The 17,442-nt window shown below is 72.7% G+C and carries 16 protein-coding genes and 1 pseudogene; 5 read left to right on the top strand and 12 right to left on the bottom strand.

Annotated elements, in window-relative coordinates:
* Nucleotides 1-3: 3 nt before the first annotated feature.
* The 5 genes and pseudogenes from H0S66_RS03110 to H0S66_RS03090 all read right to left on the bottom strand — a co-directional run bounded on the left by H0S66_RS03110 (nucleotide 4) and on the right by H0S66_RS03090 (nucleotide 7,619).
* Nucleotides 4-453: a DUF5709 domain-containing protein gene (locus H0S66_RS03110; protein ID WP_179614094.1), complete on the bottom strand. Its 450-nt coding sequence runs from the start codon at nucleotides 451-453 to the stop codon at nucleotides 4-6.
* Nucleotides 454-495: 42 nt separating this feature from the next.
* Nucleotides 496-1,542, bottom strand: coding sequence for a mechanosensitive ion channel family protein (locus H0S66_RS03105; protein WP_179614093.1), 1,047 nt, complete (start codon nucleotides 1,540-1,542; stop codon nucleotides 496-498).
* Nucleotides 1,543-1,725: 183 nt separating this feature from the next.
* Nucleotides 1,726-4,260, bottom strand: coding sequence for a bifunctional FO biosynthesis protein CofGH (locus H0S66_RS03100; protein ID WP_179614092.1), 2,535 nt, complete (start codon nucleotides 4,258-4,260; stop codon nucleotides 1,726-1,728).
* Nucleotides 4,261-4,317: 57 nt separating this feature from the next.
* Entirely contained in the window at nucleotides 4,318-6,417 is a 2,100-nt protein-coding gene (locus tag H0S66_RS03095) for an MMPL family transporter (RefSeq protein ID WP_179614091.1), read from the bottom strand.
* Between the two features lie 52 nt (nucleotides 6,418-6,469).
* Nucleotides 6,470-7,619: pseudogene (locus H0S66_RS03090) on the bottom strand (acyl-CoA dehydrogenase family protein).
* Nucleotides 7,620-7,716: 97 nt separating this feature from the next.
* Here H0S66_RS03090 and H0S66_RS03085 point away from each other — a divergent pair.
* Nucleotides 7,717-8,466, top strand: coding sequence for a MerR family transcriptional regulator (locus H0S66_RS03085; RefSeq protein ID WP_179614089.1), 750 nt, complete (start codon nucleotides 7,717-7,719; stop codon nucleotides 8,464-8,466).
* A 7-nt stretch (nucleotides 8,467-8,473) separates the two neighbouring features.
* On the opposite strand, the gene H0S66_RS03080 is transcribed toward H0S66_RS03085, so the two are convergent.
* Genes H0S66_RS03080 through H0S66_RS03070 form a run of 3 tightly spaced genes read right to left on the bottom strand, consistent with a single transcriptional unit; the run spans nucleotide 8,474 to nucleotide 11,150 of the window.
* Nucleotides 8,474-9,133, bottom strand: a complete 660-nt coding sequence (locus tag H0S66_RS03080; RefSeq protein ID WP_179614088.1) for a methionine ABC transporter permease — start codon at nucleotides 9,131-9,133, stop codon at nucleotides 8,474-8,476.
* Nucleotides 9,133-10,143: a methionine ABC transporter ATP-binding protein gene (locus H0S66_RS03075; RefSeq protein WP_258017074.1), complete on the bottom strand. Its 1,011-nt coding sequence runs from the start codon at nucleotides 10,141-10,143 to the stop codon at nucleotides 9,133-9,135. Before H0S66_RS03075 ends, H0S66_RS03080 begins: the two co-directional genes overlap by 1 nt.
* A 47-nt stretch (nucleotides 10,144-10,190) precedes the next feature.
* On the bottom strand, nucleotides 10,191-11,150 hold the full coding sequence (locus H0S66_RS03070) for a MetQ/NlpA family ABC transporter substrate-binding protein (RefSeq protein ID WP_179614086.1): 960 nt from the start codon (nucleotides 11,148-11,150) through the stop codon (nucleotides 10,191-10,193).
* 148 nt (nucleotides 11,151-11,298) lie between these two features.
* Between H0S66_RS03070 and H0S66_RS20270 the strand changes: the two genes are divergently transcribed.
* The 3 genes from H0S66_RS20270 to H0S66_RS03055 all read left to right on the top strand — a co-directional run bounded on the left by H0S66_RS20270 (nucleotide 11,299) and on the right by H0S66_RS03055 (nucleotide 13,112).
* On the top strand, nucleotides 11,299-12,201 hold the full coding sequence (locus H0S66_RS20270) for an NAD-dependent epimerase/dehydratase family protein (RefSeq protein WP_179614085.1): 903 nt from the start codon (nucleotides 11,299-11,301) through the stop codon (nucleotides 12,199-12,201).
* Nucleotides 12,162-12,353, top strand: coding sequence for a TraR/DksA C4-type zinc finger protein (locus H0S66_RS20940; protein WP_338088058.1), 192 nt, complete (start codon nucleotides 12,162-12,164; stop codon nucleotides 12,351-12,353). The genes H0S66_RS20270 and H0S66_RS20940 overlap by 40 nt, the downstream gene beginning before the upstream one ends.
* A gap of 225 nt (nucleotides 12,354-12,578) precedes the next feature.
* Entirely contained in the window at nucleotides 12,579-13,112 is a 534-nt protein-coding gene (locus H0S66_RS03055; RefSeq protein ID WP_180923776.1) for a hypothetical protein, read from the top strand.
* Here the strand turns inward: H0S66_RS03055 and H0S66_RS03050 are convergent.
* Nucleotides 13,057-13,557 (bottom strand): hypothetical protein, encoded by a 501-nt coding sequence (locus H0S66_RS03050; protein WP_179614082.1) that lies wholly within the window; start codon nucleotides 13,555-13,557, stop codon nucleotides 13,057-13,059. The genes H0S66_RS03055 and H0S66_RS03050 overlap by 56 nt on opposite strands.
* A 25-nt stretch (nucleotides 13,558-13,582) precedes the next feature.
* Nucleotides 13,583-15,019 (bottom strand): HNH endonuclease signature motif containing protein, encoded by a 1,437-nt coding sequence (locus H0S66_RS03045; protein WP_179614081.1) that lies wholly within the window; start codon nucleotides 15,017-15,019, stop codon nucleotides 13,583-13,585.
* A 223-nt stretch (nucleotides 15,020-15,242) separates the two neighbouring features.
* Here H0S66_RS03045 and H0S66_RS03040 point away from each other — a divergent pair, with 223 nt between their 5' ends.
* Nucleotides 15,243-15,800: a hypothetical protein gene (locus H0S66_RS03040; protein WP_179614080.1), complete on the top strand. Its 558-nt coding sequence runs from the start codon at nucleotides 15,243-15,245 to the stop codon at nucleotides 15,798-15,800.
* 16 nt (nucleotides 15,801-15,816) lie between these two features.
* Here H0S66_RS03040 and H0S66_RS03035 read toward each other — a convergent pair whose 3' ends face one another.
* Nucleotides 15,817-16,632: an MBL fold metallo-hydrolase gene (locus tag H0S66_RS03035; RefSeq protein WP_179614079.1), complete on the bottom strand. Its 816-nt coding sequence runs from the start codon at nucleotides 16,630-16,632 to the stop codon at nucleotides 15,817-15,819.
* Between the two features lie 31 nt (nucleotides 16,633-16,663).
* The gene (locus tag H0S66_RS03030; RefSeq protein ID WP_218876213.1) at nucleotides 16,664-17,440 is read right to left on the bottom strand and encodes a maleylpyruvate isomerase family mycothiol-dependent enzyme; all 777 of its coding nucleotides are present in this window, start codon (nucleotides 17,438-17,440) and stop codon (nucleotides 16,664-16,666) included.
* Nucleotides 17,441-17,442: the final 2 nt, after the last annotated feature.

Genomic DNA, 17,442 nt, shown 5'->3' with positions numbered 1-17,442 from the left:
GGCTCAGACGTCGGTGGGCTCGTCGCCGATCACGTGCACGGCGGCCTCCTCGGCCGAGGCGGCCGCACCGTCGATGCCGACGTCATCGCCCACGAGCTCGGCGTCGACGTCCTCGGCGAGCCCCTCGTCGGGGTCGACCAGGCGCCCGGCGCGCTCGTCGCCGACCTCGCCGCCGACCTGCTCGCGGTCGGCCTCGGCCTCGGCCTCGGCGTACGGGTCGGGCTCGGGCTCCTCCTGGGCGACCCGCTGGTCGAGCGACTCGCCGGTCGCCTCCTCGTACGGCGTGTTGCCGAAGCCCTGGCCCGGTGAGTACTTCTCGGGCGGCGAGTAGCCGCGGTCGAGCTGGTCCTCCACGTCACCGTCGGCGAGGGTGTCCTCGCCCGTCAGCTGGTCGCTCTCCTCGACGGAGTAGTCGCCGTAGGTGTCGTCCTGGTCGTTCGGTCCGGTGCTCATGGCTCCACCGTAGCCACGCCGCGCACCCGACCGTCCCACCCGTCAGGTGCCGTCGAGGAGCACCCGCCGCACCGGCAGCGCGTGGGCCTGCTGGTCGCGCACCCAGGCGACCAGACCCTCCCGGACGTGGCAGCGCAGGTCGTAGAGGGTCGGGGCGTCGTGGGAGGTGACCAGCACGCGCACCCGGACCAGGCCGTCGACGGCGTCGGTGACCTGCACGTGGGAGACCCGCCCGTCCCACATCGTCCCGGCCCGCTCCATGACCGAGGGCAGATGGGCGCGCAGGGCGTCGACGTCGGTGCGCCAGTCGAGGTCGAGCTCGACCGAGCCGAGCAGCTCGGAGTTCTTGCGGGTCCAGTTCTGGAAGGGCGTGGTGGTGAAGTACGTCGACGGCAGGATCATCCGGCGGTCGTCCCAGATCCGCACCACGACGTAGCTGAGCGTGATCTCCTCGATCGTGCCCCACTCGCCCTCCACGATGACGGCGTCGTCGACCTTGATGGCGTCGTTGAAGGCCAGCTGGATGCCGGCGAAGGCGTTGGCCAGGATCGACTGGGCGGCCAGGGCCGCCACCACCGAGATGAGGCCCGCCGAGGCGAGCACGCTGGCGCCGACGGTGCGCACCGCGGGGAAGGTGAACAGGATCGCGCCGACGGTCACCACGACCACCAGGGCGATGGTCAGGCGCCGTATCAGCAGCACCTGGGTGCGCACCCGGCGCGCGACCCGGTTGTCGCGCACGTCGGTGCGGGCGCGACCCAGCGTGAGGTCCTCCACGAAGAGCAGCAGCGCGCACAGCAGCCAGCCGCCGCTGGCGATGGCCAGCACCCGCAGCACCAGTGCGCCCGCCTCCCACCAGGCGGCCCAGTCGTCGGACGCCCCCGGCCGCACCCCCGCGACCCAGCCGCTGAGGGCCAGGGTCAGCACGAGCGCCCGGAAGGGGAAGCGGGCCGAGCGGGCGAGATCGCCCGCAGGGCGCCACCGGCGCCCGAGGAGTCGCACCACGAGGTGCACCACCACCACGAGGGCGAGTGCCGCGAGGGCGGCGGAGCCGGCAGCGATCATTGCGTGGGTCCACGAGACGGCCATGCCCCATCCTGCACCGACCGGCAGGAGCCGGGTCAGCCGCCCGTGCAGCCGAGCAGTCACTTGTGAACCATCGAGGCGTCAGTTCTGCACCCAGGGCGGGTGCGGGGTGACCCCTCGGTGGTTCGAAATTGACCGGTCGGTGGTTCGAAATTGACCGGTCGGTGGTTCGAAAGTGACTGCTCGTCAGCGGGCGGCGTAGAGGGTGGTGCGCTCGTGCACCGGCCGGCCGATGCCGGCGCCCATCGCGCGCAGCTCCTCGACCGTCTTGGCCGAGCCGTGCTCGGAGCCGGCCATCCGGCTGATGGTCTCCTCCATCAGCGTGCCGCCGAGGTCGTTGGCGCCGGCGCGGAGCATGGCCTGGGTGCCCTCGACGCCGAGCTTGACCCACGACGTCTGGATGTTGTCGATGCGCCCGTGCAGCAGGATGCGCGCCATCGCGTGCACCGCGAGGTTGTCGCGGTGGCTGGGGCCGGGACGGGCCACCCCGGCGAGGTAGATCGGCGAGGAGGTGTGCACGAACGGCAGCGGGACGAACTCGGTGAAGCCGCCCACCCCGGCCTCGCGGGCCCGGTCCTGGATGCCGGAGAGCACCCGGAGGTGACCGACCCAGTGCCGCGGGTTGTCGACGTGGCCGTACATCATCGTGCTGGTCGTCGGCAGCCCGACGCGGTGGGCGGTCGAGACGATCTCGACCCAGGTGCTGGTCGGCAGCTTGCCCTTGGTCAGCACCCAGCGCACCTCGTCGTCGAGGATCTCCGCGGCGGTGCCGGGCAGCGAGCCGAGCCCCGCCTCACGGGCCTTGATGAGGAAGTCCTCGATGGAGAGCCCGGTGCGCGCGGTGCCGTTGACGACCTCCATCGGGCTGAAGGCGTGCACGTGCATCTCGGGCACCCGCTGCTTCACGGCCGTGGCCAGGTCGAAGTACGCCGTCGCGGGCAGCTCGGGGTCGATGCCGCCCTGCATGCAGACCTCGGTGGCCCCGAGGTCCCACGCCTCCGCTGCGCGGTCGGCGACCTCGTCGAGGGAGAGCGAGTAGGAGTCGGCGTCGCTCTTGCGCTGCGCGAACGCGCAGAAGCGGCAGCCGACGTAGCAGACGTTGGTGAAGTTGATGTTGCGGTTGACGACGTAGGTGACGTCGTCGCCGACCGCCTCGCGGCGCAGGTGGTCGGCGAGGCGGCAGACCTCCTCGAGGAGCGGCCCCTCCGCGGTCATCAGGGTCAGCGCGTGCTCGTCGGAGAGCCCACCGGGGTCGGCCTCGGCGGCGGCCAGCGCCTCGCGACCGTCGGCGTGCAGCACCGCGGGAGCCCCGCCGCCCGAGGTGCCGGCGGCGGCGTCGCGCACGGACTCCCAGTCGCCGTAGACCTCGCTGAAGTCGGAGCGCCGGTCGTCGCTGCGGCCGTCGGTGTCGACGGCGGTGTGCAGGTCGGTGCGACCGGTCGACTCGAAGCCGCCGTCGGGCTCCTGCCACGCCCGCCCGACCGGGCGTACGCCGTCGCGGGCCAGGCCGTCGGGGGCGGCCAGGGCCGCGACGTGCCCGATGACGCGGGGGTCGAGCCACGGGGCGCCGTCGTCGAGGGCGGCGCGCACGTAGTCGGGCTGGAGGGTCAGGCGGGCCGCGAGCCGGAAGCCGGCGGCGGCGCTGATGTCGCGCAGCCGCTCGACGGAGGGCCAGGGCCGCTCGGGGTTGACGTGGTCGGGGGTGAGCGGCGAGACGCCGCCCCAGTCGTCGACGCCGGCGTCGAGCAGCGCGTGGCACTCGCTGGCGTCGACGAGGTTGGGCGGGGCCTGCACCCGGGCCCTGGGGCCCAGGACCAGGCGGGTCACGGCGAGCGCCGCGCGGTACTCGTCGAGGTCGAGGTCGTCGGCGTGCCGCATCGCGGTGTCGGGCTTGGCCCGGAAGTTCTGGACGATCACCTCGTGCACCGAGCCGTAGGCCTTCATCACCTTGCGCAGCGCGAAGATCGTCTCGGCCCGCTCGGTCAGCGTCTCGCCGATGCCGACCAGCAGCCCGGTGGTGAAGGGGATCGAGAGCCGTCCGGCGTCCTCGAGCACCCGCAGGCGCACCGCGGGGTCCTTGTCGGGGGAGCCGAAGTGGGCCTCGCCCCTGGTCTCGAACAGTCGGCGCGAGGTCGTCTCGAGCATCATCCCCATCGACGGCGAGACCGGCTTGAGGCGGTTCATCTCCTCCCACGTCATCACCCCCGGGTTGACGTGCGGCAGGAGACCGGTCTCCTCCAGCACCCGCACCGCCATCGCGCGCACGTAGGCCAACGTCGAGTCGTAGCCCTGCTCGTCGAGCCACTCCTGCGCCTCGGGCCACCGGTCCTCGGGCCGGTCGCCCAGGGTGAACAGCGCCTCGAGGCAGCCGAGCTCGGCGCCCCGGCGCGCGACGTCGAGGATCTCGTCGGGGGAGAGGTAGGGCGCCCGCCCCTCCCGGGCGGCCTGGCCCGGGGTCTCCACGAACGTGCAGTAGTGGCACCGGTCGCGGCACAGCCTGGTCACCGGGATGAAGACCTTGGGGGAGTAGGTCACCACCCCGGGGCGGCCGGCGGCCAGCAGCCCCGCGTCGCGCACCTGGGCGGCGGCGGCGCAGAGCCGGTCGAGGTCGTCGCCGGTCGCGGCGAGCAGCACCTCGGCCTCGGCGACGTCGAGGGCCGCGCCGCGCTCGGCCCGCGCGAGCGCGCGGCGTACCTGCTGGGGCGTCGGTGCGGCATTCATCACCACAGATTAACGAGGGGGGTGGCCCGGCCGTGGGCCGGGCCACCGGTCGGGACGTCAGCCGGTGGCCTGCTCGGCGTGCGCGCCGCCGGAGGCGAGCTTGGAGGGCCACCAGGTGCGCGGGCCGACGAGGTAGCAGACCGCCGGCACCAGCAGCGAGCGCACCACCAGGGTGTCGAGCAGCACGCCGAAGGCGACGATGAACGCGATCTGGGCCAGGAAGAGGATCGGCACCACGCCCAGCGCCGCGAAGGTCGCGGCCAGCACCACGCCCGCCGACGTGATCACGCCGCCGGTCACGGACAGGCCGCGCAGGATGCCCGGGCGGGTGCCCAGGCGCAGCGACTCCTCGCGCACCCGCGTCATCAGGAAGATCGAGTAGTCGATGCCCAGCGCGACCAGGAAGACGAACGCGATCAGCAGGGTCGAGGGGTCGCTGGCCGGGAAGCCGAGGACGTGCTCGAAGACCAGCGCGCTGACACCCATCGTGGCGCCGAAGGACAGCACGTTGGCCAGGATGAGCAGGCCGGCCGCGGCCAGCGAGCGCAGCAGCAGCGCGAGCACCACGAAGATGACCACGAGGATCGCCGGGATCACCACGGCCCGGTCGCGGCTGGTGGTCTCGCGGGTGTCGAGCAGGGTCGCGGTGGAGCCGCCGACCAGGATCTCGTCGTCGACCTCGGAGAGGTCCGCGCGCAGCCGCTTGACCGTCTCGGTGGCGGCCTGCGTCTCGCTGCCGTCGGCGAGGTTGGCCAGCAGGATGCTGACGCCGTCGACGCTGCGCGGCTGGCGCGGGTCGTCGGCCTCGGGGATGGCGGCGATGGCGGGCTGCGGGCCGTCGCTCTGCTGGGAGACGCCCTCGTCGGCGCTGAGGACGTCGGTGGCCGCGTCGATCTCGTCGGTCGGCACCACGATCTGCAGCGGGCTGGCGGTGTCGGCCTCGAAGTGCGCGTCGAGCACGTCCTGGGCGTCGACCGACTCCTCGGCGGTGAGGAAGAGGTCGGTCTGGGGGACGGGGTCCTCGTCGAGGGTGAAGGCGAACCCGGCGAAGACGGCCAGCACCAGCGTCGTCACCGTCGCGACCGCGACGGTCCGGTCGCGCACCAGGTGGGCGACCCGGGCCCACAGGCCCTCGGTGTTCTTGTGCTCGGAGCCGTAGGTGGGCACGAGCGGCCAGAAGGCCCTGCGCCCCAGCAGCACCAGCGCCGCGGGCAGGAAGGTGAGCGAGACGAGCATCGCGGCGGCGATGCCGAGCGCGCCGACCGGGCCCAGGCCCTGCAGGCTCGCGAGGTCGGAGAGCAGCAGGCACAGCAGGCCGAGGATCACCGTCGCGCCCGAGGCGCCGATCGGCTCGACGACGGCGCGCAGCGAGGCGCGCATGGCGTCGTACGACGACTCCCGGTCGCGCAGCTCCTCGCGGAAGCGCGCGACCAGCAGCAGCGAGTAGTCGGTCGCGGCGCCGATGGCGAGGATGAAGAGGATGCCCTGGCTCTGGCCGTTGAGGGCCAGCAGGTCGGCCGAGGCGAGCGCGTAGATCGCCGCGGACGCCGCCCCCAGGCCCAGCACGGCCGAGAACAGCACCACGAAGGGCAGCACCGGGGTGCGGTAGACGACGACCAGGATGACCAGCACGACGCCCAGGGCGACCAGCAGCAGCAGGCCGTCGATGGCGCCGAACGCGTTGACCAGGTCGGCCAGGATGCCACCGGGGCCGCCGACGAGGGCGGTGAGGCCCGCGGGCGGCTCGTCGAGCACCGCGCGCAGCGCCTCGACGCGCTCGATGATGACCTCGCCGTCGGTGGTGGCGACCTGCACGACGAGCTGGGCGGCCTCCCCGTCCTCGGAGGGCACCGGCCCCTGCACGCCCGTGACGTCCTCGACCTGGCCGAGCTCCTCGGCGTACGCCGCGATCGCCTGGCTGTCGGAGCCCTCGAGGCCGCCGTCGCGCTCGAAGACGACGGTGACCGGGATGGTCTCCTGGTCCTGGAACCCGGTGAGGGTCTCCAGGACCTGCGTCGACTCGGCCGTCCCCGGGAGGAAGGCCGCGTTGTCGTTCTCCTGCACGTTGCCGAGCTGGCCGGCGAACGAGCCCAGCGGGCCCCCGACGAACACCCACACGAGCACGACCAGCAGCGGCCAGACCCAACGTCGCTTCATGGGCAGCAGCCTGCCAGACCGCGGGAGCCCACCGAGGGGTGAGGAGGTTTCTTTAGATGCCGAGCCCGCGGCCGATGATCTCCTTCTGGATCTCGGTGGTGCCGCCGTAGATGGTCTGGATGCGGCTGTCGACGTAGGCCTTGGCGATGGGGGTACTCCATCATGTAGCCGTAGCCGCCGTGCAGCTGCACGCCCTGGTCGACGAGCTTCTTCTGCAGCTCGGTGGTCCACCACTTGGCCATCGAGGCCAGCGAGGTGTCGACCTCGCCGGCGTTGAGCTTGGTGATGCACTCGTTGACGAAGGTGCGCGCGATGTAGACCTCGGTGGCCATCTCGGCCAGCAGGAACCGGTTGTGCTGGAACTTGCCGATCGGCTTGCCGAAGGCCTCGCGCTCCTTGGCGTAGCCCAGGCACAGGTCGAGCACGTGCTCGCAGGCCGCCACCGCGATGCAGGCGATGGAGACCCGCTCCTGGGGCAGGTTCTCCATCAGGTGGATGAAGCCGTGGCCCTCGGTGCCGAGCAGGTTGTCCTTGGGGACCTCGACGTTGTCGAAGAACAGCTCGGCGGTGTCCTGGGCCTTCAGGCCCATCTTGTCGAGGTTGCGACCGCGCTCGAAGCCGGCCATGCCGCGCTCGACGACCAGCAGGCTGAAGCCCATGTGCCCGGCGTCGGGGTCGGTCTTGGCGACCACGATCACGACGTCGCTCATGATGCCGTTGCTGATGAAGGTCTTGGAGCCGTTGAGCACCCAGTGGTCGCCCTTGTCGACGGCGCTGGTCTTGAGGCCCTGCAGGTCGGAGCCGGCGCCCGGCTCGGTCATCGCGATCGCGGAGATCAGCTCGCCGGAGACCAGGCCGGGCAGCCAGCGCTGCTTCTGCTCCTCGGTGCCGAGGGAGGAGATGTAGGGGACGATGATGTCGGTGTGCACGGGGAAGCCCAGCCCGCTGGCGCCCACCTTCGAGATCTCCTCGGCGACGATGGCGTTGTAGCGGAAGTCGCGCACGCCCATGCCGCCGTACTGCTCCTCGACGTCGAAGCACAGCAGGCCCGCCTCGCCGGCCTTGCGCCACACCTCGCGGCTGACCTGGCCGTCCTTCTCCCACTGCTCGTGGTGGGGCACGACCTCCTTCTCCAGGAAGGCGCGCGCCATGGCGCGGAAGTCCTCGTGCTCCTGGGTGTTGATCGAGGTGGGCTGGGCCATCAGGTTGCCTCCGGTGTGGTGCCTGCCGCGGGTGCGGACCGTACGAGCAGAACTGTGACAGCAGAACTGTCACAATTCAAGCGTTAGAGTCCGGGCCATGACGGTGGGCAGCGAGGTCGAGGGCGCCGACGCGCTGCTGACGGTCGACGAGCTGGCCGCCGCCGTCGGGCTGACGGTGCGCACGACGCGCTACTACGCCAGCCTCGGCCTGCTGCCGCCGCCGCTGAAGCGGGGCCGCGTCGCCTACTACGACAGCGCGCACCGCGCCCGGCTCGAGCTCGTGCGCGCGCTGCAGGAGCACGGCTTCACCCTCCAGGCGATCGAGCGGTACGTCGCCTCGGTGCCGGCCACCGCGGGCGTCGAGGAGCTGGCGATGCAGCGGGCGATGCTGACCTCGTGGACCTCGCAGGCCCCCGAGGAGCTCGACCGCGCCGGGCTCGACGCCCGGGCCGGGCGTGCCCTGAGCGACGAGGACCTCGGGCTGCTGGAGCGGCTGGCGCTGCTCGACCCGGTGCCGGGCGGGACGGACGGAACGGGCGGGCGCTACCGGGCGATGCCCAACCTCCAGATCGGCCTCGACCTGCTCGCGCTCGACGTGCCGCCCGAGAGCGTCGGCGCCGCCGGCGACGCGATCGCGCGCCACATGACCTCGCTGGTCGAGGAGCTCACCGACATCCTGCGCAGCGGCCTGCTGGCGCCGTACCGGCGCGGCGAGCTCGGCCCGGGGGAGGCGGAGCGGATCGAGCGCGAGCTGCCACAGCTGCGCCGGCTGACGCTCGAGGCGGTGGTGGCCGGCTTCCAGCGCGCCGCCAACGCCGTGATCACCCGGTCGCTGGCGCGCGACTGAGGCACCCTCAGCGGCGCATCACCCGGCGCGCGGCCCGGTTGCCGCCGAACTGCACGAGCTGCACGAAGGCGATGATCACGAGCACCGCGGCCCAGGTCACCAGCGGGTCGTACTGGCGGTAGCCGTAGGTGAGGGCGAAGGCACCGAGCCCGCCGCCGCCGACCACGCCGGCGATCGCGGCCATGTCGACGATCGCTACGAAGGCGAAGGTGTAGCCCAGGATCAGCGGCCCGAACGCCTCGGGGAGCAGCACGGTCAGGGTGGTGCGCAGCCGCCCGGCGCCCATCGCGCGCGAGGCCTCGAGGACGCCGGGGTCGACCGAGACCAGGTTCTGCTCCACGATCCGGCTGATGCCGAAGGCGGCGGCCAGCGACAGCGCGAAGATCAGCGCCCGGTTGCCGATCCCGATGCCGACCACCAGGCGGGCCAGCGGCTGGGCAGCGGCGATGAAGATGACGAAGGGGATCGGGCGGAAGAAGTTGACGAGCAGGTTGAGACCGACGTGCACCGCACGCTGGGGCGCGATGCCGCCGGCGCGCGTCGTGTAGAGCAGCACGCCGAGCAGCAGCCCGCCGGCGCCGCCGATGCCGAGGGTGACGGCGACGATGTAGAGGGTCTCCAGCGCCGCCTCGGCGAAGAGGGAGTCGAGCTCGATCAGGCGGTCCATCAGGACGGGCCTCCTTCGGTGATCTCGACGAGGGTGGCGGCGTGCCCGAGCGCGTCGGCCACGGCCTGCTCGTCGCCGGTGAGGGCGAAGGTGAGGTGGCCGAAGGTGCGCCCGCGGACGTCCTCGACCCCGCCGTGCACCAGCTCGAAGCCGACCCCGCGCTCGATGAACGCGGCGAAGACGTCGGCGGGCGAGGCGTGCTCGTCGCGGAACGACAGGGTCACCATCCGGCCCGGGTGGCGCTCGCGCAGCCGCTCGAGCGCCCGCGGGGGCGGGCCCTTCTCGACCAGGGTGCTGACGAAGCGCTGCGTGGCCGGGTGCTGCGGGGAGGCGAAGACGTCGTACGTCGCGCCGAGCTCGACGACGCGGCCGGCCTCCATCACCGCCACCCGGTCGGCCAGCGAGCGCACGACCTCCATCTCGTGGGTGATCAGCACGACGGTCAGGCCGAGCTCCTCGTTGACCCGGCGCAGCAGGCCCAGCACCTCCGCGGTGGTCTGCGGGTCGAGGGCGCTGGTCGGCTCGTCGGCGAGCAGGATGCGCGGCTCGGTGGCCAGCGCCCGGGCGATGCCCACCCGCTGCTTCTGCCCGCCCGAGAGCTGCTCGACGTGGGCGTGCGCCTTGTCGGCGAGCCCGACGAAGTGCAGCAGCTCGGAGATCCGCGCCCGGTGCTCGGCCTGGGGGACCCCGGCGACCTGCAGCGGGTAGGCGATGTTGCCCCACACGGTGCGCGAGGAGAAGAGGTTGAACTGCTGGAAGATCATCCCGATGTCGCGGCGCACCTCGCGCAGCGCCCGCTCCGACATCGAGCTGACCTCGTGGCCGGCGACGGTGACGCGGCCGCTGGTGGGCCGGTCGAGGGCGTTGACCAGGCGCAGCAGGGTCGACTTGCCGGCCCCGGAGTAGCCGACCACGCCCAGCACCTCGCCCTCGGCCACGTCGAGGTCGACGTGGTCGAGGGCGTGCACCGGCGTCCCGCGCCGGGAGCGGGCGGGGAAGGTGCGGCTCACGTCCGACAGGCGGATGAGCGGGGCGCTGGGGGCGGCGGCCACTCGGCTCAGCCCTGGTCGCGGGTGTCGGCCTCGACCTCGGCGAGCGAGGCCTGCAGCTGCTCGACCGGGGTGTCGAGCATGACGGCGGTGCCGCCCGAGACCTCGACCACGCCGTCCTGCACGGCCTGGGTCTCCTGGTAGATCTCCACGAGGCGCTGGTACGTCGGGTCGTCGAGGTCGTCGGCGCGCGCCGCGAAGACGTTGGCGTAGGGCAGCGCCGCGGAGTCGGACGGGTCGTCCTGGGCCAGGGCGTCGTCGAAGTCGAGACCGGCGCGCTCGACGAAGTCGTTGTTGACCACGGCCCCGGCCAGGTCGTCGAGCGACGTCGCGGTCAGGGCGGCGGCCAGCGCCTCGACCTGCACCCGCGAGGCGTCGGTGTCGACGTCGGCGAGGTCGGAGAAGATCGTGCCGCCGCTCTTGAGCTCGATGAGGCCGGCCGACTGCAGCAGCACCAGGGCGCGGGCCTGGTTGCTGGCGTCGTCGGGGACCGCGACGGTGGCGCCGTCGGGGATGTCCTCGACCGCGTCGTACTGCTTGGAGTGCAGGCCGAGGGGGTAGATCGCGGTGGCGCCGATGGGCTGCAGGTCCTCGCCGGTGGCGACGTTGTAGTCGGCCAGGAAGACGATGTGCTGGAACTGGTTGAGGTCGAGCTCGCCCTCGGCGACCGCCGGGTTGGGCTGGTTGTAGTCGGCGAAGTCGACGATCTCGACGTCGATGCCCTCGTCGGCGGCGGCCTCCTGGTAGGTGGCCCAGTAGGGGTCGCTGGCGCCGACGACGCCGATGCGCACGGTCTCGCCGCCGGCAGCGGTCGTGTCGTCGTCCCCGCCGGTGGTGGCCACGAGCACGCCGGCCACCACGGCCAGCGCCACGAGCCCGCCGAGCACGAGCGGCCAGCGGCGTCGGCGCGGCGCCTCGATGAGGTCGGGGGAGCCGCTGGTGGGGTCGGTGGGGGAGGTGTCGGGCATCAGGGGACCTTCCGGGTCTGCTGTGGGGGAACGTCGCTACAACTCGTGGCGGCCCGAGGCATTCCTGGTTTCGCCGGTTGTGCGGCGTCACCTGCGTCACACGCCCGCGGGGGAGGGGCGCTGCCCGGCCGCCTGGTTGGCTGGAGGCATGCGCATCTTCCTCACCGGTGGCAGCGGCAAGGCCGGCCGGCACGTCGCCCCCTTCCTGGCCGAGCAGGGCCACCAGGTCACCAACGCCGACCTCGTGCCGCTGGGCCACCCCGACGTGGCCGACCTGCGGGTCGACCTGACCGACGCCGGTCAGACGTACTCCGCGATGGCGGGGCTGGCGACCTTCGGCGAGCTCGACCTGCCCGAGCAGCCGTCGTACGACGCGGTGGTGCACCTCGCTGCGGTGCCGCGGATCCTGCTGACCCCGGACTCGACGGCGTACGAGACCAACGTGCTGAGCACCTACCACGTGCTCGAGGCGGCGACCCGGCTCGGCGTGCGCAAGGTCGTCTTCGCCTCCTCCGAGACGACGTACGGCGTCTGCTTCGCGCAGGGCGAGCGCAAGCCGCGCTACGTGCCGGTCGACGAGGAGCACCCGACGGTGCCGGAGGACTCCTACGCGATGTCGAAGGTCGCCAACGAGGTGACGGCGCGCTCCTTCCAGGCCCGCACCGGCGCCGACGTCTACGGGCTGCGGATCAACAACGTGATCGAGCCCCACGAGTACGCCGAGATGTTCCCCCCGTTCCTGGAGGACCCGGCGCTGCGGCGGCGCAACATCTTCGCCTACATCGACGTGCGCGACCTCGGCCAGATGGTGCAGCGCTGCCTGGAGACCGACGGGCTGGGCTACGAGGTCTTCAACGTCGCCAACGCCGACATGTCGGTCGCCGCGACCACCGACGAGGTCCGGGAGCGCTTCTACGAGGGCGTCGAGCAGCGCAGGGCGATGGGGCGCGACGAGACCTTCTACTCCATCGACAAGGCGCGCGAGCTGGTCGGCTTCGACCCCCGGCACTCGTGGCGCGACGTGCTCGCCGACCCGGGGGCGTCCTCGTGACCCGGCTCGACGAGCGCGTCACCTCCCCGCCGTGCGAGCGGTGCGGGCAGCCGGTCGGGGCTGAGCGGCTGGCTGCGCTGCCGCGGGCCACGACCTGCATGACGTGCGCCAGCCTGCGCAAGCGGCCCTCGCGGGGGCAGACCTGCTCCTGAGGGCGGACGGGTGCTTCCGGTGGGACGGCGGGTGCCGCAGGATGGACCCATGCAGCTGCGAGTACTGAGGACGGCCACCGGTGCGCTGCTGGCGGGCTCCGGAGCCTTGATGGCCGCGGCGTCGTGGCAGCGATGGGCCGGCGTGTGCGGCTGGGGCGACGTCGACAGCGCCGGCTGCCTGGAGCGGCAGGACCACCGGTACGACGTCCTGGCACCCGCGGCGCCGTGGGAGCCGGTGGCATCGCGCCGGAGCTGGCCGGGGCCTCGCTGCTGGTGCTCGCGGCCGCGCTGCTGCTGCTGCCGTGGGCCCTGACCGGTCGCCGGCCCGGGCCGGTGTCGGCGGTGGCGGTGGCCGGCGCCGCGGTGGGCTCGGCTGCGATGGGCGTGACCGCCCTCGGCTCCGGTCTCTCGGGCGAGGTGGTCGAGCCCGTGGGCGGCGACGTGACGATCTGGGTGTGGCTGCTGCTGACCCCGGTGGTGCTGGTCCACCTCGCGGTGCTCGCGCACGGCTGGCGACGCACGGCGGCGGTCCTGCTCGTGCTCGGGGCCCCGCCGGTGGCCCTGTTCTCCTACGCCATGGGTCCCTACGACGCCCGGCCGTGGTGGGAGGCGGTCTCCGGGCTGCTCGTCGTGGCCGCGGGAGCGTGCGTCGTCGGCGCCGGCCCTGCCGGCCGTCGCCCGGACGGTGCTGGGTCGAGCCCGGCTAGCTCCACGTCCCGTGCAGGGCGCGAGGAAGTCCCCACACCCCCCGTGCGGTGAGCCGGTCGTCGGCATCCAGCACGCCGAGGTCCTGCCACTGGGGGCCCAGGTGCAGCAGGGCGGCCTCCAGCACCGCCAGGTGACCGGACGGGTCCTCGATCTCGCCGTCGACGTCCTCGAGGTGGGCGATGTCGCGCTGCACCTCGGCCGGGTCCAGGGCACTGCCCGGCCCGCGTCGTCGGACGCCGAGCGCCAGGCCCAACCAGTCGACGTGCTCCAGCGCCATCACCGCGCTGGCCGACTCGATGTCCTCCGGGTCGGGCAGGTCGGAGGGTGAGATGGTCTCGGTGAGCGCGTCGAGCCAGCGGGCGTCGTCGGGGCTGACCTCGTCGCCCAGGCCGGGCACGCGCTCGGCGAGGTACGCCGCCGCCTCGCGGTCCTCGGCCGCCCACTCCTCGAGCCAGCTGTCGGCCTCTGCGTCGTCGATGTCCCACCCGTCAGCCATGGGGGCAGGGTAGCGGCGCCACTGCTCAGGCGGCGTAGTCGATGTCGAGGGTCCAGTCGGGCTGGTAGATCTCGAAGGTCGAGCGGGGTCGGCTGGGTGGTGCGGGTGGTGGGCCGGGTGGGGTCAGGGTGCGGGTGCCGGTGTGGTCGACGAGGTAGGTGTGGTCGTGGGCGTCGCGCCACAGGTAGATGCCGGGGAAGGGTTGTCGGACCTGCCAGTCGCCGTGGGTCTTGACCCGGTGGTGGGTCGGGGTGAGTGGGCCGTAGTTGCCGACCTGGCTGGGCCCGCCGCGCGCATGGGGGTCGGTGTGGTCGGTCTGCATGGTGCGGCTGGTGCACGCACCCCAGGGGAAGCAGTCGGCCGGGGTCATCAGCTGCACCGCGCGGCGGTGCCGGGCCGGGACCTCGTAGGCATCGACCGGGCTCTGCTCGGCCAGGTCGATGACCGGGCGCACCACGAACCGCGCGAAGCGCCCCAGCACCCCGCGCAGCCAGGACTCGGTGACCGGGCCGTGGCCCTCCACGCGCGCGACCCGGTCCAGCTCCTCGCCCTCGGCGTTGATGTCGCGCCCACCGGCAGCCGGACCGCCGCCGTGCAGGTGCACGAACAGGGTCACATCAGGCATCAGGTCGCGCAGGTCCACACCGGCCTCACCGGCCCGCGCGGCCGCGGCCGGGTCGGCCAGCAGCGCCACCGCGTGCACCCGCAGGTCATCCACGCCCCCGGAACTGTCCGCGTCGTCCCCGGTCTCGTCGGGCTCGGTCTCGCTGACCGGGTCGGGCTGGGTGGCGCGCAGCCGCCGGGCGAGCTCGGTGACCGCGCCGTCGAGGGCCTCGATCACCGGGAGCGGGGCGCGGATGAGGAAGCTGGCCATCCCGTTCTCGCTGGTCCCGATCCGCTTGGCGAAGCGTGCTTTCGCGCGGCGTTCCTCGGCCTCGCGGGCCAGCGCCGGCGCTGCCGCGGCGACCTTGCCCTCGACCAGTGCCGCGAACCTGCTCCACGGGAGCCGGCCGTCCGCGGCCTCGGCGACCTCACCGTCGACCCACGCGGCCTCGGCCTTCGACAGGTGGCGGGTCTTGTCGGCCACGTGGATGGCGTAGGAGTCGCGGACCTCCAGGGCCTGCACCCGTGACCACAGCAACGGCAGGCGGAGCCGCAGATCGAGCGCCGCGGCCATCAACCGCCGCCCCGCGTAGGTGGTCCGTCCGATCGCGGCACCGAACGTCGCGGCCGCGAACTCGGTGACCTCCGGGGTGCCGTCCCCGCCGTAGGCACGCGCCTGCTCCCGGCCCGGTCTGCCTGCCTCACGGGAGCTGAGCCGCTGCTTAGGGTGCGCGATCGCCCACTCGTAGGCCAGCACCAACAGCTCCACCCCAGCCCGGCGCTGGTCCTCCGCACACGCCGCCGCCCTGGCGAGGATCTGCTCCTCCACCAGGTCGCTCACCGGGGCCGCGCTGCTCATGCCTTTACCCAAGCACCCGGCACCGACAGTCCCGTCACACCCCACCTGACCTGCGCGAATGCGCACGCTCGACCACAGGCGTGCGTCGAGATGACGCCGACCTCGTCCCAGGTCGCACCCGCAGGGGGTCCTGCTGCCCCGCCCCGACGAGTGACCCTGGGGGCGTGTGAAGACCCTGATGAGACGAATGCTGCTTGCCCCGCTCGTGCTTCTCGTCCTCAGCTTGGCTGTCGTCGGCGCCCTGGTGGCCGTCGACCGGTTCACAGACTTCTCCTTGTTCGGCACCAGCTCCGAGTCGCGGAGCAGTCAGGTGATCAACTCCGTCACCCGCGAGGAGCAGGTGGTGCTGGTGAGCCTCGGAATCCAGGGCATCGATGAGGAGGCCGTGACGAGCACCGTCTTCGGTGTCGAGGTCCCCGGCAGCGGGCGGACCACGTTCCTGCAGTACGAGTTCGACGCGAAGCTGGGCATCGAGGGTGGCGACGTCGAGATCGAGCAGACGGGCGAGGGCCAGTTCCTCGTGACCATCCCGGACTTCGTCTTCATCGGTCACGACAACGAGACCTTCAGGCTGGTCGCGGAGGACAACGGGCTGCTGAGCTTCGCGACCCCGGAGATCGACTCGGCGGAGATGATCACCAGGATCCTCAACGACGACACAAAGGAGCAGTACGTCGACTCGAACCTCGAGATCCTGCGAGACCAGGCGGAGGCGTTCTACAGCCGCCTCGTCACAGCGGTCGACCCGACCGTCGTCGTCGAGTTCGAGTTCACCCGGTAGCGGCGTCTGACCTCGATCACACCCCCAGCGGCTGCTCCGGCTCGAACTGCGCGAGCATCGCCTCCAGCGCGGCCTGGTCGGGGCCGACGAACGGCGGCGAGTCGGGGGCCTCGTGCAGCATCGCCAGCAGGGACTCGTTGAGCCCGCGGGCCGGGGGCAGGTGGGTGCTGAAGATCGTCGACGGGTCGATCGCCCGGATCGGGTCGACGGTCGCCCGGTACTTCGCCGGGTCGACGGTGTGCACCCAGGGGCTGTCGACGCCCGCCCACAGCAGCTGGCCGCCGCGCAGGTCGTCGGGGGCGACCTCGCGCACGTCGCCGGCCAGGGCCAGCTCGCCCGTGGGCAGTGGTGCGCCGAAGCAGTCGGAGGAGAAGAGCGCCCCCGTCCGGTGGTCGACCACGCCCACCGTGGCCGGGTTGTCGAAGAGCGGCGGACGCAGCCCCGACAGCTCGCGGTCGCCGACGTCGAGGCGCTGCCCGGGGTTGAGCAGGTGGATGCGGTCCATGGGCAGCGGCCGCTCGGTGCTCAGGATGCCGGCGCCGATGAAGGTGGTCACCACCCGAGCCCGAGGCGCCGCTGCGAGCAGGTCGAAGAGCCCGCCGGTGTGGTCGCGGTCGGGGTGGGTCAGCCAGATCCAACGGACGTCGGCGGGGTCGATCACCTCGCCCAGCCACGTGACGAAGTCCTTGTCGTCGGTGCTCAGGCCGGTGTCGATCACGACCGGCTGCTCGGCGTGGACCACGAAGGCGTTGACGGGCAGGAAGCCCAGCCCGGGGATCTCGCTCATGTCGTTGAGGACGGTGACGTCCTGGTCGGTGCGGTGGGTGTGCATCGTCGTCTCCTCGGTGCGTGCACAGGTGTCGTCAGAAGGGCACGGCCACGTCGAGGAGGTCGTGCGTGGTGGGACTCGGGGCGGGTCGCCCCGACAGCAGGCGGCAGAAGTCGACGGCGTCCAGCGACAGCTCGGGGCCGCCCGAGCCCGCGGAGAAGTCGCCGCCGGCCGGGCCGGTGAGGTGCAGCCGGTAGGGGCGGGCGTGCCGCTCGGCCCACTCCGCGACCACGTCGGCGACCAGCACGCCGTCGTGGTCGGCGGTGAGCTCGGGCTCGCGCCCGGTCGCCCGCGAGATGTCCATGCGGTGCATCCACGGGTCGCGGGTGAGGATCGTGTCGTTCAGGTACCCGATGGTCCAGTGCTCGCGCCGCCCGCCGACGTCCTGGGCGTCGGGCAGCTTCATCCGGCGTACGACGGCCGGCGAGCGTCGGCGGCCCCGAGCGGCGCGCGGCCCCACCTCGGCGAACCGGTCGACCAGCTGCGCGGTCGTCAGGTCGGCGTGCTCGTCGACCTGCAGGGCGGTGAGGGCGTCGAGCGGGTCGCCGCCGCGGCGCTTGGCGAGCATGCTCTGCCGCAGGGTCTGCGGCAGCCCCGTCGCCATCAGCGCCATGCCGGTGGTGTGCCCGGCCATCGCGCGCACGTCCCAGGCCGGGCAGTCGGTCGGACGGGTCCAGTCGTCGGGCGTCAGCGAGCGCAGCAGCGCCAGGAAGCGCGCGTACTCCGTCTCGGCGAGCCGCATCGCCGTCTCGCGGTCCATCCGGGGCCGTCGGGGGCCGCTGCGGGTGTGGGGCCGGTCGGTGGTGCTCATCT

Source organism: Nocardioides marinisabuli, assembly GCF_013466785.1.
GTDB classification, from domain to species: Bacteria; Actinomycetota; Actinomycetes; order Propionibacteriales; family Nocardioidaceae; genus Nocardioides; species Nocardioides marinisabuli.
Note: the sequence above shows the minus strand (reverse complement) of the source record. Positions and strands in the feature narration are given on the sequence as shown.